The organism is Pseudomonas juntendi, from assembly GCF_021560075.1.
GTDB lineage: Bacteria > Pseudomonadota > Gammaproteobacteria > Pseudomonadales > Pseudomonadaceae > Aquipseudomonas > Aquipseudomonas juntendi.
In genome coordinates this window covers 3,774,135-3,788,734 of record NZ_CP091088.1, presented here as the reverse complement: position 1 = coordinate 3,788,734, position 14,600 = coordinate 3,774,135, and the positions used below count along the sequence as shown (strand labels likewise).

Annotated in this window: 14 protein-coding genes and 1 tRNA gene; 6 read left to right on the top strand and 9 right to left on the bottom strand. The window is 62.7% G+C overall.

Going from position 1 to position 14,600, the window contains the following annotated elements:
* Positions 1-214: 214 nt before the first annotated feature.
* Positions 215-1,657 (top strand): magnesium transporter, encoded by a 1,443-nt coding sequence (gene mgtE / locus L1P09_RS17585; RefSeq protein ID WP_009681472.1) that lies wholly within the window; start codon positions 215-217, stop codon positions 1,655-1,657.
* A 212-nt stretch (positions 1,658-1,869) separates the two neighbouring features.
* On the opposite strand, the gene L1P09_RS17580 is transcribed toward mgtE, so the two are convergent.
* Positions 1,870-2,196 carry an Arc family DNA-binding protein gene (locus tag L1P09_RS17580; protein WP_009681471.1) on the bottom strand — a complete coding sequence of 109 codons (327 nt, stop codon included), beginning with the start codon at positions 2,194-2,196 and terminating at the stop codon, positions 1,870-1,872.
* Between the two features lie 346 nt (positions 2,197-2,542).
* Between L1P09_RS17580 and phnN the strand changes: the two genes are divergently transcribed.
* The 3 genes from phnN to L1P09_RS17565 all read left to right on the top strand — a co-directional run bounded on the left by phnN (position 2,543) and on the right by L1P09_RS17565 (position 4,539).
* Positions 2,543-3,139 (top strand): phosphonate metabolism protein/1,5-bisphosphokinase (PRPP-forming) PhnN, encoded by a 597-nt coding sequence (gene phnN, locus L1P09_RS17575; RefSeq protein WP_235767943.1) that lies wholly within the window; start codon positions 2,543-2,545, stop codon positions 3,137-3,139.
* 108 nt (positions 3,140-3,247) lie between these two features.
* Positions 3,248-3,324, top strand: a tRNA-Arg gene (locus L1P09_RS17570).
* A 216-nt stretch (positions 3,325-3,540) separates the two neighbouring features.
* The gene (locus tag L1P09_RS17565) at positions 3,541-4,539 is read left to right on the top strand and encodes a sensor domain-containing diguanylate cyclase (RefSeq protein WP_054904779.1); all 999 of its coding nucleotides are present in this window, start codon (positions 3,541-3,543) and stop codon (positions 4,537-4,539) included.
* Between the two features lie 81 nt (positions 4,540-4,620).
* On the opposite strand, the gene lpdA is transcribed toward L1P09_RS17565, so the two are convergent.
* The 4 genes from lpdA to L1P09_RS17545 are packed head-to-tail and all read right to left on the bottom strand — an operon-like array spanning position 4,621 to position 9,555.
* Positions 4,621-6,000 carry a dihydrolipoyl dehydrogenase gene (lpdA, locus tag L1P09_RS17560; RefSeq protein ID WP_054904780.1) on the bottom strand — a complete coding sequence of 460 codons (1,380 nt, stop codon included), beginning with the start codon at positions 5,998-6,000 and terminating at the stop codon, positions 4,621-4,623.
* A gap of 2 nt (positions 6,001-6,002) precedes the next feature.
* Positions 6,003-7,262, bottom strand: a complete 1,260-nt coding sequence (locus tag L1P09_RS17555) for a dihydrolipoamide acetyltransferase family protein (protein ID WP_235767942.1) — start codon at positions 7,260-7,262, stop codon at positions 6,003-6,005.
* A complete protein-coding gene (locus tag L1P09_RS17550) occupies positions 7,263-8,321 on the bottom strand; it encodes an alpha-ketoacid dehydrogenase subunit beta (protein WP_009684256.1) in 1,059 nt (352 codons plus the stop codon).
* Between the two features lies 1 nt (position 8,322).
* Entirely contained in the window at positions 8,323-9,555 is a 1,233-nt protein-coding gene (locus L1P09_RS17545; protein ID WP_029887003.1) for a 3-methyl-2-oxobutanoate dehydrogenase (2-methylpropanoyl-transferring) subunit alpha, read from the bottom strand.
* A 198-nt stretch (positions 9,556-9,753) separates the two neighbouring features.
* On the opposite strand from L1P09_RS17545, the gene bkdR reads away from it, so the two are divergent.
* Positions 9,754-10,239, top strand: a complete 486-nt coding sequence (bkdR, locus tag L1P09_RS17540; RefSeq protein WP_003254485.1) for a Bkd operon transcriptional regulator BkdR — start codon at positions 9,754-9,756, stop codon at positions 10,237-10,239.
* 230 nt (positions 10,240-10,469) lie between these two features.
* A complete protein-coding gene (locus tag L1P09_RS17535; protein WP_054904782.1) occupies positions 10,470-11,810 on the top strand; it encodes an MFS transporter in 1,341 nt (446 codons plus the stop codon).
* A 170-nt stretch (positions 11,811-11,980) separates the two neighbouring features.
* Here L1P09_RS17535 and L1P09_RS17530 read toward each other — a convergent pair whose 3' ends face one another.
* The 4 genes from L1P09_RS17530 to flgA all read right to left on the bottom strand — a co-directional run bounded on the left by L1P09_RS17530 (position 11,981) and on the right by flgA (position 14,551).
* Positions 11,981-12,724: a flagellar brake protein gene (locus tag L1P09_RS17530; protein WP_054904783.1), complete on the bottom strand. Its 744-nt coding sequence runs from the start codon at positions 12,722-12,724 to the stop codon at positions 11,981-11,983.
* 79 nt (positions 12,725-12,803) lie between these two features.
* Entirely contained in the window at positions 12,804-13,271 is a 468-nt protein-coding gene (locus L1P09_RS17525; RefSeq protein ID WP_235767941.1) for a flagella synthesis protein FlgN, read from the bottom strand.
* 49 nt (positions 13,272-13,320) lie between these two features.
* On the bottom strand, positions 13,321-13,635 hold the full coding sequence (gene flgM, locus L1P09_RS17520) for a flagellar biosynthesis anti-sigma factor FlgM (protein ID WP_009684251.1): 315 nt from the start codon (positions 13,633-13,635) through the stop codon (positions 13,321-13,323).
* Between the two features lie 163 nt (positions 13,636-13,798).
* The gene (flgA, locus tag L1P09_RS17515) at positions 13,799-14,551 is read right to left on the bottom strand and encodes a flagellar basal body P-ring formation chaperone FlgA (protein WP_054904786.1); all 753 of its coding nucleotides are present in this window, start codon (positions 14,549-14,551) and stop codon (positions 13,799-13,801) included.
* Positions 14,552-14,600 lie beyond the last annotated feature (49 nt).

The window sequence follows — 14,600 nt, the reverse complement described above, 5'->3', positions numbered from 1 at the left end:
TGTCCCAGCTTTATCGCGCAAACGATTGTTCTAGCCAAAAATTTAAGCGATCTGACAGCTTTAGCAGTGTATGATTGCGCCCGTCAGCCCCGCCGGGGCTTGTGGAAAACCACCATGGACTTACCCAGTAGTTACTCGCTAACACGATTCATACCGAAAGATCTGACCGATTGATTCTCCCGGCGTGCTCCGCTGCTGGGAGTGGAGTTCGCCTATGACCGAAGTAGAAGTAAAAAAAGCACAGGACAGCCTGCAGGACCGCCTGGCCCAGGTGATCGAGTTGCTGCAGCGCCAGCGTGTGGTCGAAGACCTGACCCACCGCCAGGAAGGTGCGCACAACGACCTGGTCGAGAACCTGGTCCACCGCCAGAACCTCGTCGAGTTGCAGCGCAAGCTCGATGACCTTCACCCCGCCGACGTCGCCTACATCCTCGAAGCCTTGCCCCTGGAAGACCGCCTGACGGTCTGGCAGCTGGTGCGCTCGGATCGCGACGGCGACATCCTGCTCGAAGTCTCCGACTCCGTACGTCAGTCGCTGATTGCCGACATGGACGACCACGAGCTGCTGGCGGCGGCCAAGGAAATGGACGCCGACGAACTGGCTGACCTGGCGCCTGAGTTGCCGCGTGACGTTGTCCACGAGCTGATGGAAACGCTGGATGCCCAGCAACGCGAGCGGGTGCGTTCCGCGCTGAGCTACGACGAGGAGCAGGTCGGTGCGCTGATGGACTTCGAGATGGTCACCATCCGCGAAGACGTCAGCCTGGAAGTGGTGCTGCGCTACCTGCGCCGCCTCAAAGAACTGCCCAACCATACCGACAAACTGTTCGTGGTCGATTACGACGGCATCCTCAAAGGGGTGTTGCCGATCAAGCGCCTGTTGGTCAACGACCCGGAGAAGAAAGTCGCGGAGGTCATGGCGACCGACCCCGTGTCTTTCCAGCCCGAGGAAGATGCCTACGATGCCGCGCAGGCCTTTGAGCGTTACGACCTGGTATCGGCGCCGGTGGTCGACAAGAGCGAGCGCCTGATCGGCCGTTTGACCATCGACGAAATGGTCGACCTGATTCGTGAGGAAAGCGAGAGCGAAGTCCTCAACATGGCCGGTCTGCGCGAAGAAGAGGACATCTTCGCCTCGGTCTGGCGTTCGTTCCGCAACCGCTGGGCCTGGCTGGCGATCAACCTGATCACCGCGTTTCTGGCTTCGCGGGTGATCGGCGTGTTCGAGGGTTCGATTGAAAAACTGGTGGCCTTGGCCGCGTTGATGCCGATCGTTGCCGGTATTGGTGGCAACTCCGGCAACCAGACCATCACCATGATCGTCCGTGCCATGGCGCTGGATCAGGTGTCCCCGGGCAATACCAGCCGTTTGATGCGTAAGGAGCTGGCGGTATCGCTGATCAACGGCCTGGTGTGGGGCGGGGTGATCGGTGCGGTGGCTTTCTGGCTGTATGGCAGCTGGTCATTGGGGGTAGTGATGACCGCAGCGATGACCCTCAACCTGTTGCTGGCCGCGCTGATGGGCGTGCTTATCCCGATGACCCTGGCGCGACTGGGCCGGGACCCGGCGATGGGCGCGAGTGTGATGATCACGGCTGTGACCGACAGTGGCGGGTTCTTCATCTTCCTGGGGCTGGCGACGCTATTCTTGCTGTAACCCCTTTCTTGCCTTGCGCGATCCCTGTAGGAGCGGCCTTGTGTCGCGATGGGGCGCGCAGCGGCCCCGGGTTCTGGCGTTACAGCCGACATTGCCGGGGCCGCGCTGCGGCCCTTTCGCGACACAAGGCCGCTCCTACAGGGGGCGAATTCTCTGTAGTGACCCACAAAAAAGCCAGCTGACGCTGGCTTTTTTGTATCCGCTGGCAACCTTCAGGAAGCGTCGGCTGCCATCTCTGCATCGTGCGCGATCAGCGCAACCAAGGCGTTTTGCTGGCGGTGGGACAGCTGACGGAAACGTTGCAGCAACTCGCGTTCATGCAGGGACAGCTCCGGGCTGTCCAGGCGCATGCTCAGCTCGTCACCCAACGCGCCTTCCTGGATAAGGCTCTGCTCCAGGCGTGCGATGATTTCGGAGTTCATGCTGCGGTGATGGTTGCGCGCTACCTCGGCAATGCGCTCACGCATTCCGTCTGGCAGGCGGACGACGAACTTGTCAGCGGTGCGGCTCGAATAAATAGCCTGTTTCATTGGGCGCATATAAATTGACCGGATTTTGGTTCAGGGGAAGCGGTTCTCAAATTGGCCGCACGGGGGTGAAAATACGACCGTCGTGGCGACAAAATGTTCAACCGTCAGTGAAAATTGGATGCTCATCTTGCCTCAAGGTCGCCGTTTCCTTGGCGTCAATTCTGTGACAAATAGTGAGCCGGGTAAAGGCTTTGTGCCAGTACCAATTATCAGAAATGAGTACTGGTTTGAAAAGTTTTACATGCTCCGGCTCGCCTGACCGTCAGCCTTTTGCCGTCAAAAACTGGTAAAAAACAGCAAAAGACCAGGAAAACCCCTAGAATGCGCCGGGTTCCCTCTATAGAGCATAGTGGCTATGCAACATGACGCAAGCGACCGCCGATCAGGGGCAGGGCGGCTGATATTTTTGATGGGCCCGTCAGGGTCTGGGAAGGATTCCATCCTGGAAGCTTCCCGTGAGCAACTGGCTGCCGCCGGCGTGGAAATCGCCCACAGGGTCATTACCCGCTCGGCAGAAGCGCGGGGCGAAGCGGCCCATGGCGTTACCCCGCAGCAATTTGCGGCCCTGCTCGCGCAGGGCGCGTTCGCCATGCATTGGCAGGCCAATGGCCTGGACTATGGCATTGCGGTGCAGGTGGACGCCTGGCTGCAGGCGGGCAGGCCGGTGCTGGTCAATGGCTCGCGCGCCTATTTGGCCGAAGCCCGTGCGCGTTACCCAGACCTGTTGGCGGTGCTGGTCGAAGTCAGCCCCGAAGTGCTGCGCGAGCGCTTGTTGGCCCGCGGGCGGGAAACGGCGGCGCAAGTCGAGCAGCGCCTGGCCCGTAATGCACGTTTACAGCACACCAGCGACCCCACCGTGCATGTGCTGGACAATTCCAACCGCCTGGAAACAGCCGTCGCCGGCCTGTTCACACTGCTGCGCGAAACGGGCGTGCTGCCCGGGGCGACGTAGTGCCAGAAAAGGATTACGCGAAAAAGCCCGGTACAGGCATGACAAACGCTGGCATGCTGGTTAACATGCTCGCCGTCCCGCTGTGCAGCGCTCGCTGCCGGTGTTTGCGTCTCAGTAGCTCAATTGGATAGAGCATCCCCCTCCTAAGGGGAAGGTTGCAGGTTCAATTCCTGCCTGGGACGCCATTTCCCCCCCTGTTTGCCTACCTCTCCAAAGCCCTGAGGCTTGCCGCCGATCAGGCCGTCATGGCCAGTAAAAATATACGCCGTTGGATCTCTTCCGGTCTCCCAGCGCCAGGCTTATGCTTGCCACTGACAGACATGATCTTGCCGCCTGCGGCAAACACATAATGTCGGCAGCCCCTTGATGGGCACGCAGTTGCTGGGCATCAGGGAGAGCGCATGAATCAGGAAACCAGGCCGGCGCCCGCCGGCTTCAGTGAACAGCAGTTGCACACCTTGTTCGAGTTGGTCAGCGATGGCATCTGGGACTGGAACGCCAACACCGGCTACGTTTATCGCAACCCCGGTTGGTACGCCATGCTGGGCTATGCCAACCATTCCAAGGCCAATTCGGTATTCACCTGGGAAAGTGTGATCCATCCCGAAGACTACCCCCGGGTGATGGCACATTTCGAGGCCTACATCGAGCAGCGCACCGAGCGTTACCTTATCGAGTACCGTTGCCGCTGCCAGGATGGCAGTTACCTGTGGATCGAGGACACTGGCTATATCATCGACCGCAACGCCGATGGCTCGGTGGCACGCATGCTCGGTGCGCACCGCAACATTGACGCTGGCAAGCGCCTGGTTGCGCAGCTGCAACAGAAGAACCAATCACTGGAGAGCCTGGTTGCCGAACGCACCCGCGAACTGTCCTGGGTCAACCAGCAGTTGCAGCGCCAGCTGGATGAAAACCGCGAGCTGGCCGAACGCGATGCCCTGACCCGCGTCGCCAGTCGCTACCGGCTGGAAAAGGAGCTGCAACTGGAGTGTCAGCGCGCTCAGCGCTTTCGCCAGCCGTTGTCGCTGATTGCCATGGACATGGATGATTTCAAGCCGATCAACGACCGCTATGGCCACGCGCAGGGTGACAGGGCATTGGTGCAGGTGGCGGAAAACCTGCGCAGCTGCCTGCGTGATTTTGACCTGTTGGCGCGTTGGGGGGGTGACGAGTTCATCATCGTGCTGCCGCAGACCGCCCTGAGCGAAGCGTTGGACGTGGCAACGCGCCTGCGCCAGGCCGTACAGCAGCTGGAGCCGGTGGGCGACTGCCAGCTGACCATGAGCTACGGCGTGGTACAGCGGCGCGGCGCGGAAGACCAGGTCGAGCTGCTGGCGCGGGCGGACCAGGCGCTGTACCGGGCCAAGGGCAATGGCAAGAACGTCATAGCCGAGTAGCCTGTGCCGGCCCCGTGAGTAAAAAAAGACCCGCGGCGCCTCACGGCGCAGCGGGCCAAATCGGCCTTGGCCGCTTCAGTGTCAGATATGCAGGGCGTGCCCCAAGGCGCGCAGTGCCGCTTCCTGTACCGCCTCACCCAGTGTCGGGTGGGCATGGATGGTACCGGCCACATCCTCCAGGCGTGAGCCCATCTCCAGCGACTGGGCAAACGCCGTGGACAGCTCGGAAACGGCCACGCCAACCGCCTGCCAACCCACGATCAAATGGTTGTCACGGCGCGCCACCACGCGCACGAAACCGCTTTTCGACTCCAGGCTCATGGCCCGGCCATTGGCGGCAAACGGGAACTGCGCGACGATGCAGTCCAGGCCCTGCTGGCTGGCCTGCTCCGGGGTTTTGCCGACTACCACCACTTCCGGGTCGGTGAAGCACACGGCGGCAATGGCTGCCGGCTCGAAACGGCGGGTTTTGCCGGCGATGATCTCGGCCACCATCTCGCCTTGGGCCATGGCCCGGTGCGCCAGCATCGGCTCGCCAGCCACGTCGCCGATGGCCCAGACATTGTGCATGCTGGTCTGGCAGCGCTCGTCGATGGCGATGCCGGGGCCGTTCATCTTCAGGTCCAGGCATTCCAGGTTGAAGCCGCGGGTGCGTGGTCGGCGGCCGACCGCCACCAGTACCTGGTCAGCCTCCAGGCGCAACTGCCCACCCTGGCCATCATTGGCCAGCAGGCAGCCATCTTGGTAACCCTCGACGGTATGGCCCAGGTGCAGGGCGATGCCCAGCTTTTTCAGCGACTCGGCCACCGGCGCCGTCAGTTCAGTGTCGTAAGTCGGCAGAATGCGCTCGCGCGCTTCCACCACGCTGACCCGCGCGCCCAGTTTGCGATAGGCGATACCCAGCTCCAGGCCGATGTAACCACCGCCCACCACCACCAGGTGTTGGGGCAGGGCTTTGGGTGCCAGCGCTTCGGTGGAGGAAATGACCGCGCCACCCAGCGGCAGCATCGGCAGTTCAACGCTGCTGGAGCCGGTGGCCAGCAGCAGGTGTTCGCACTGGATACGTTGGCCATCGACCTCGACCTGCTTGCCGTCGAGCAGCTTGGCCCAGCCATGCACAACCTTGACTCCGTGTTTTTTCAGCAAGGCGGCGACCCCGGTGGTCAGGCGGTCGACGATGCCGTCCTTCCAGGCCACGCTCTGGCCGATGTCCAGGCGCGCCGAAGCCACGCTGATGCCCAGCGGCGAGGCTTCGGTGTAGCGGGTGGCCTGGTGGTACTGCTCGGCCACGTGGATCAGTGCCTTGGACGGGATGCAGCCGATGTTCAGGCAAGTGCCGCCCAGCGCCTGGCCCTCGACCAGCACCGTGGGTATGCCCAGTTGCCCGGCGCGGATGGCCGCGACATAGCCGCCAGGGCCGCCGCCGATGATCAGCAAGGTGGTTTGTAGGGTTTGTTGCATGATCACTCCACGAACAGGCAGGCAGGTTGTTCGAGCAGGCCACGCACGGCCTGGATGAACAGGGCGGCGTCCATGCCATCGACCACCCGGTGGTCGAATGAGCTGGACAGGTTCATCATCTTGCGCACGACGACCTGGCCGTCGATCACCACCGGCCGCTCGACCATGCGGTTGACGCCGACGATCGCCACCTCCGGCGTGTTCACCACGGGCGTGCTGACGATACCGCCCAGCGCTCCGAGGCTGGTCAGGGTGATGGTCGAACCGGACAGTTCTTCGCGGTTGGCCTTGTTGTTGCGCGCGGCATGGGCCAGGCGTGTGATCTCGCTGGCGTTGGCCCACAGACTGCCTGCTTCGGCGTGGCGCAGCACCGGCACCATCAGCCCGTTGTCCCCTTGCGTGGCGATGCCGACATGCACCGCACCATGGCGGGTGATGACCTGCGCTTCGTCGTCGTAGGTCGCGTTGATCTGCGGGAAATCACGCAGCGCCACCACCAGCGCACGCACCAGGAACGGCAGCAGGGTGAGTTTGCCGCGGCTGTCGCCGTGCTTGCTGTTGAGTTGCTGGCGCAGGGCTTCGAGGGCCGTGACGTCGATTTCTTCCACGTAGCTGAAGTGCGCGACCCGGCGCTTGGCGTCCTGCATGCGCTGGGCAATCTTGCGGCGCAGGCCGATCACCGGCACCTGCTGGCTGTCGGTGCGCTTGGCATAGCCATTCGGCGCCTGCCCAGTGCTGCTTTGCGGCTTGCTCATGAAGGCGTCGAGGTCTTCGTGCAGAATGCGCCCGGCCGGGCCGCTGCCATGCACGTAGCGCAGTTCGATACCCGCATCCAGGGCGCGCTTGCGCACGGCGGGCGAAGCCAGCGGCTTGTCGCCCGGCTGACGCGGCACGATGGGCGCGGTTTCATGGTTGGCCGGTGCCTGGCAGGCGACCGGTTTAACGGGTTCCTGCGGCGCTGCCGGCGCAGCTGCAGTTTCCACCTGTTTGGCCTGCGGCACATCCACATGGTTACCGCTGCCTTCCACCTCGATGCGGATCAGCTCGCTGCCGACCGCCATCACTTCCCCGGGTTGGCCGCCCAAGGCCAATACTTTGCCACTGACCGGCGAAGGGATTTCCACAGTTGCCTTGTCGGTCATGACATCGGCCACCACCTGGTCTTCGGCGATGGTGTCGCCGACCTTGACGAACCATTCCACCAACTCGACCTGCGCAATGCCTTCGCCAATGTCCGGCATCTTGATGACGTGCGTGCCCATTCAGACCTCCATGACCTTTTTCAATGCCGCGCCTACCCGCGAAGGCCCAGGGAAGTAAGCCCATTCCTGTGCGTGAGGGTAGGGGGTGTCCCAGCCGGTGACACGCTCGATTGGCGCCTCCAGGTGGTGGAAGCAGTGCTCCTGCACCAGCGACACCAGTTCGGCACCAAAGCCACAGGTGCGGGTGGCCTCGTGCACTACCACGCAGCGGCCGGTTTTTTTCACCGATGTGACAATGGCCTCGAGGTCCAGCGGCCAGAGGCTGCGCAGGTCGATCACTTCGGCATCGACGCCGCTCTCTTCGGCTGCCACCTGGGCGACGTACACGGTGGTGCCGTACGTCAACACGGTCACGTCATTGCCTGGCCGGGCAATGGCGGCCTTGTCCAGCGGTACGCTGTAGTAGCCGTCGGGCACGGCACTGTGCGGGTGTTTCGACCAGGGTGTCACGGGGCGGTCGTGGTGGCCGTCGAACGGGCCGTTGTACAGGCGCTTGGGCTCCAGGAAAATCACCGGGTCGTCGCATTCGATCGAGGCGATCAGCAGGCCCTTGGCGTCGTATGGGTTCGATGGCATGACCGTACGCAGGCCGCACACCTGGGTGAACATGGCTTCCGGGCTCTGGCTGTGGGTCTGGCCACCGTAAATGCCGCCGCCGCAGGGCATGCGCAGGGTCAGCGGGGCGATGAATTCACCGGCCGAGCGGTAACGCAGGCGGGCCATTTCGGAAACGATCTGGTCAGAGGCAGGGTAGAAGTAGTCGGCAAACTGGATTTCCACCACCGGGCGCAAACCGTAGGCGCCCATGCCTACCGCGGTGCCGACGATACCGCTCTCGGAGATCGGCGCGTCGAATACGCGCGACTTGCCGTACTTGGCCTGCAGGCCTTCGGTGCAGCGGAACACGCCGCCAAAGTAGCCGACGTCCTGGCCGTACACCACTACATTGTCGTCGCGTTCAAGCATGACATCCATGGCCGAGCGCAGGGCCTGGATCATGGTCATGGTGGTGGTGGCCATGGCGGTTTCCGGGTTGATGCTGTTGTTGTGGTCGTTCATGTCAAACCCCCAGTTCCTGGCGTTGGCGGCGCAGGTGGTCGGGCATTTCCTTGTACACGTCCTCGAACATCGAGGCAGCGCTCGGGATGTGACCGTTGGCCAGGGTGCCGTATTGCTCGGCCTCTTTCTGCGCGGCGATCACCGCCGCTTCAAATTCGGCGGTGGTGGCCTGGTGTTCTTCTTCGGACCAGTGGCCGATCTTGATCAGGTGCTGCTTAAGCCGGGCGATCGGGTCACCCAGCGGGAAGTGGCTCCAGTCATCGGCGGGGCGGTACTTGGACGGGTCGTCAGAGGTCGAGTGCGGGCCGGCGCGGTAGGTGACCCACTCGATCAGGCTGGGGCCCATGCCACGGCGCGCGCGTTCGGCGGCCCAGCGCGAGGCGGCGTACACCGCGACGAAGTCGTTGCCGTCGACCCTCAGCGAGGCGATGCCGCAGCCCACGCCACGGCCGGCGAAGGTGGTCGATTCGCCACCGGCAATGGCCTGGAAGGTCGAGATGGCCCACTGGTTGTTGACCACGTTGAGAATGACCGGCGCCCGGTACACGTGAGCGAAGGTCAGGGCGGTGTGGAAGTCCGACTCGGCGGTGGCGCCGTCGCCGATCCACGCCGAGGCGATCTTGGTATCGCCCTTGATCGCCGAGGCCATCGCCCAGCCGACGGCTTGCACGAACTGGGTGGCCAGGTTGCCGCTGATGGTGAAGAAGCCGGCCTCGCGTACCGAGTACATGATCGGCAGCTGGCGGCCCTTGAGCGGATCGCGCTCGTTGGACAGCAACTGGCAGATCATGTCCACCAGTGACACGTCGCGGGCCATCAGGATGCTTTGCTGGCGGTAGGTGGGGAAGCACATGTCGGTGCGGTTCAATGCCAGTGCCTGGCCGCTGCCGATGGCTTCCTCGCCCAGGCTCTGCATGTAGAAAGACATCTTCTTCTGGCGCTGGGCAACTACCATGCGGCTGTCGAACACCCGGGTCTTGAGCATGGCGCGCATGCCCTGGCGCAGGACCTGCGGGTCGATGTCTGCAGCCCACGGGCCCTGAGCGTTACCTTGCTCGTCAAGGACGCGGACCAGGCTGTAGGAAAGGTCGGCGGTGTCGGCAGCATCGACATCCACAGGAGGCTTGCGGGCTTGACCTGCGTCGTTCAGGCGCAGGTAGGAAAAATCGGTCTGGCAGCCTGGCCGGCCGGTGGGCTCGGGCACATGCAAACGCAGGGGGGCGTACTCGTTCATGCTTTTTACGCTCGCTCGGGTATTTGTTTTTGTGAGCTTTGAAGCGGCCGCCGCTGAGTGCCGGCTTGTGACTGGCAGGTCAGCGTCACCTACATCTTAGTGGCCCGGCAGGAGAATTTTTCTCTCAAGTTGATTGCCTTTGCTGTGCGCGGCAGATAATCATTCCGTATAACCAAAAAAAACCGGTGATTTTGTCTCATGCGCAAACTCGATCGTACCGATATCGGCATTCTCAACAGCCTGCAGGAGAACGCCCGCATCACCAACGCCGAGCTGGCACGCTCGGTGAACCTGTCGCCCACGCCCTGTTTCAACCGGGTGCGGGCCATGGAAGAGCTTGGCGTGATTCGGCAGCAGGTGACGTTGTTGTCGCCCGAAGTGCTGGGGCTGGATGTGAACGTGTTCATTCATGTCAGCCTGGAGAAACAGGTGGAGCAGTCGCTGCATCGCTTCGAGGAAGAAATCGCCGAGCGGCCCGAGGTGATGGAGTGCTACCTGATGACCGGTGACCCGGACTACCTGCTGCGGGTACTGCTGCCAAGCATCCAGGCGCTGGAGCGGTTTCTCGATTACCTGACCCGGTTGCCGGGGGTGGCCAATATTCGCTCGAGTTTTGCCCTGAAGCAGGTGCGCTATAAAACCGCCCTGCCGCTGCCAGCCAATGGCATGACCTTGCGCGAGTGAGCCATGCAGCGCCGTTGGCGTGGGAACTGTTGAACTGCGAATTCATCGAAGGCTAGGTCGCCAGCAGCCGTGCCAAACAGCGCGTGCTGGCAGTACCAGCCTGATCGCGACACCACCTGCACCGGACACGCCGCCATGGCGGCAAATCGCTCAAGGGGGCCTGCGCCGAGCGGGTTTTGCCCTTATGCTGCTAGCAGCCCGCCACCTGACCAGGGAGCTCCTCGGTACCTATGCGAAATGTATGGAAGCCGTTTCAGTCGTTGTATTTCGCCGCGCTGATGATGTTGATCGGCTCGGGTCTGCTCAGTACCTACCTCGCCTTGCGCCTGGCTGCCGACCACGTCGACAGCCTGTGGGTCGGTGCCTTGATGGCGGCCAACTACTTTGGCCTGGCAGTGGGCGGCAAGGTCGGCCACCGGCTGATCGGTCGGGTCGGGCACATACGTGCCTATGCCACCTGCGCCGGCATCGTTGGCGCGGCGGTGCTCGGCCATGGCCTGACCGACTGGCTGCCGGCGTGGGTCGGCCTGCGCATGATTGTTGGCCTGGGCATGATGTGCCAGTACATGGTCATCGAGAGTTGGCTCAACGAGCAGGCGGATGTGAAGCACCGCGGCGCGGTGTTCAGCGGGTACATGATTGCCTCGTACCTGGGCCTGGTGCTCGGCCAGCTGATTTTGGTGGTGCACCCGGCGCTTGGCCCGGAATTACTGATGCTGGTGGCTATGTGCTTCGCCCTGTGCCTGGTGCCGGTGGCCATGACCCGGCGTATTCACCCGGCACCCTTGCGCCCGGCCCCGATGGAGCCGAAGTTCTTCATCAAGCGCGTGCCGCAGTCGCTCAGCACCGTGCTCGGCTCGGGGCTGATCGTGGGTTCGTTCTACGGCCTGGCGCCGTTGTATGCCTCCAGCCAGGGCATGAGTACGGAGCAGATCGGTTTGTTCATGGGTAGCTGCATCTTTGCCGGCCTGCTGGTGCAGTGGCCGCTGGGCTGGTTGTCCGACCGTTACGACCGGGCGGTACTGATCCGCAGCGTGGCGGTGGGCCTGGCACTGGCGGCAGCGCCGTTGGCGGTACTGCCCAGCGTGCCGCTGGAGTTGCTGTTCGGCATCGGCTTCGTGATTTCGCTGTTGCAGTTCTGCCTGTATCCGCTGGCGGTGGCGTTTTCCAACGACCACGTGGAAAGTGAGCGGCGGGTGTCGTTGACCGCGATGCTGCTGGTGACTTACGGCGTTGGCGCCTGTATCGGGCCATTGGCGGCTGGCGTGCTGATGAAGGTGCTGGGCGCGCAGATGCTGTATGCCTTCTTCGTGTTCTTTGCGCTGGTGCTGGTGTGGCGCATCCGGCCGAAGGCGGTTACCGGCTTGCACCAGGTGCAGGACGCACCGCTTGGTCACGTGGCGATGCCGGCGGCCGGTTCGCCATTGTCGGCGGCCCTGGACCCGCGCGTGGATGAGCAGACCGTGCAGGATGTAATGCAGGCACCGGTGGCGGCAGAGGATACCGAGGCGGAAGAGAAGGGGGCCGAGCAACAGGCGCCCGAGGCTGAAGACGCGAGCAAGTCAGTGTAAGCCTGTGCTGGCCTCTTCGCGGGCTTGCCGCTCTCACAGGGTCACTGCCAGCCTTGAGGGCAGTGCAATACCTGTGGGAGCGGGCGAGCCCGCGAAGGGGCCAGCACTGGAGAAACACAAACGAAAACGCCACCTCGAAAGGTGGCGTTTCTGCTTCAACCAGCCGACGGTCAGTAGTCGTCTTTGTCGAACCGCCGCGCCTCACGCTGCAGCTGGTACACGAAACTCTCGACCTTGCGCTGTGCAGGGCCGCTGAGGTTGTGGAAGCGTACGCCGGCGAAGGTGGTGTTGATGCGCTCTTCATAATGCAGGTGGCGCAGCTCGACCATGGTGTCGACCAGGCCCAGCGGGTTACCCGCCTTGAAGCGCTCATACACCTGGCCCAGTTGCAGGCGGCTTTCGACATTGCCCTCGAAGCGCAGTTTGCAGCCGGTGGCGGAGATGTCCAGCAGCTTGCCGCGCAGGGCACCGTTGCCTTTGAGGTGGGTACCGTCAAGGATCACGTCGACCAGTTGCGACAGCTTCAGCGCGGCGCGGAAGGCATTGCGGCGCTGGTGGTAGGTCATCTCGACTGGCAAGGGGCCGCTGTAGCAGCGGTGGCCGTTGACTTCGCTGATCTTCAGGGCGTGGTTGCATTCCCAGGCAATACGCACGCCGTCGTGGAAGCCTTCGACACGGAAGTGTTCACCGCTCTCGATGAACTTCTCGCCGTCACGGGGGATCATTTCATCCAGCGCCAGGGTGTTGCTTTCACGGTCCACGTGCGTCACGTAGCTCTGGAAGCGGTGGCTGCGGTCATGGAAGGTGATGATCAGCGGGTCGTGGCTTTCTTGCAGTTGCCGCAAGTTGGCCGCAATCTCCAAAGGGGTGCTCAGCACCTTTGGCGGTTGCGGGGCATCTGATTCATTGAACACGGCTTATCGTTCTCCAGGCAAAAGCGACTCACGCAAGTAACGGCATTTTGCCAGTATGTTCCGTGCCTTGATAGAAAAATCAGACTTGGCTGAGGGCGCGTGGCTTGCTCAGCAGCGATGTGCCGCCACGGCTATTGTACAGCGACGGTGAATCGCCGCCTTGAAGGATGCGGATCTGGTTATTGGTGACGTGTTGCTGCACCTGGATGATACGGCCATTGGTCTGGTTGACCTGTTGGCACTCATCCATCAGTTGCGCCAGCATATCCAGCCGCTGCAACAGCACATCACCGTGCGGCGACTGCGCGGCCATGGCCTGCACGCCGCTGCGGTCGGCACTCAGCCCCAGGCTGGCAAGCAACTGGCTGCGGCGCTGGCCATGCTGTTCGAGCAAGATGATCAGCGACTGCTTGCGCGCCAGGATCTGCTCCAGCAGCGGCATGTCGCGGCCGTGCAGGGCGATCGCTTCCTTGTGCAGAAGGTCTAGCAGTTCCTGCAGCGGGGCAATGTCATCTTCGATCAGTTGCAGCAATGTGGTGTCGTGCATGGCTAACTCTTGGCTTTTCTAGCGTCCGTGAAGTCAGCGCGCCGCTCGGTCAGCGCTGGGCTTCGAAATCAAGCAGTTTGCTGGCGACCCGGCCGGCATCGACCTGGTAGCTGCCGTCGGCGATAGCCTGTTTCAACTGAGCCACACGGGCGCTGTTGACCACCGGTTCGTCGCGCAGCTTGTCGCTGATCTTCTGCAACTGCTGGGCCTCTTGGCTGAGGTGTACCGCTTCTCCGCTGGCGCCGGTGTCTTTCACCGCTTCCTGGCTGGCTGCCGGTTTTTCGGCGCTGCCGGTGGCGCTGTTACCGCGCACGCCGCCCGTGACGGACGGAGAGTTATTCAAACGACTGAAGTCGATGACCATGATCAGAAACCTCTGGGTATTTGGACGCTTGCCTTGTTTTCGGCCAACCCGATAGAAACTTTAGGCACAAATGCGTTGCCGCCTGTCAGCAAGCTCGCCACCCGTTTTCTGACACAGTTTAGGAAATGCGGTTCCGCACCGCCAGCGCCTTCTGGCGATTGGTCTACATGCTGACCTCGACCTGGCCAGGGCCGGTGACCCTGGCCTTGACCACCCGTTTCGAATTGAGGTTGCGTACCCTTATCTGCTCGCTGAGGCCGCCCTTGCTCAGGGCTTCGCCTGGCATGCGCACGCTCAGGCTACCGCTGCGCGCCACGATGACCACCTGATCACCCTTGCGCACCACCTCGGCCTGCTCCAGGTGCTGCGGGGTGAGCACCTGGTCGATCACCGTGGGGCGCAGCATCTTCATGCCCACGGCTTGGTCCAGTTCGCTGAGGAAGCCCTGGCCCAGGGTGCCGACATCCCGTTCGCGCAGGGCCACGTCGCCTTCACCAACGACGTTATCACGCTTGAGCGGGCGGGTTACCACCACCACGTCGCGGAACAGCCGCACCGTGGCGGGAACGAATACCGTCCACGGCGCGGCGCCATTGCAGCGCACCCGCACGGTCACCCGGCCCAGTGGCTGCGCGGGGCTTTCCAGCGAGGCGTCCAGTTGCTGGCTGCACAACGGCATGCGCAGGCGCGGGTCCAGCGAGCTGACCTCGATTTCATAGCGGCCGGCGGTCTGGGTACTGGCCAGATAATCTTCGACGGTAAATTCAAGAAACCCTTGGGTGACACCGATAAGCTGTTCAGGCAAGGTGAACGCGTCCGCTAGCGTGCGAACGCCGGGCATCAGCAGGCACAGCGTGGCCAGCGAGCCAGTCAGCAGGCGCGTCAATCGTCGGAAAAATGTCGTTTTCGTGTACATGACGCTCAAAAAAGCAAAGCCCGTGCCGACTCACTGTTCGAGTTGCAAC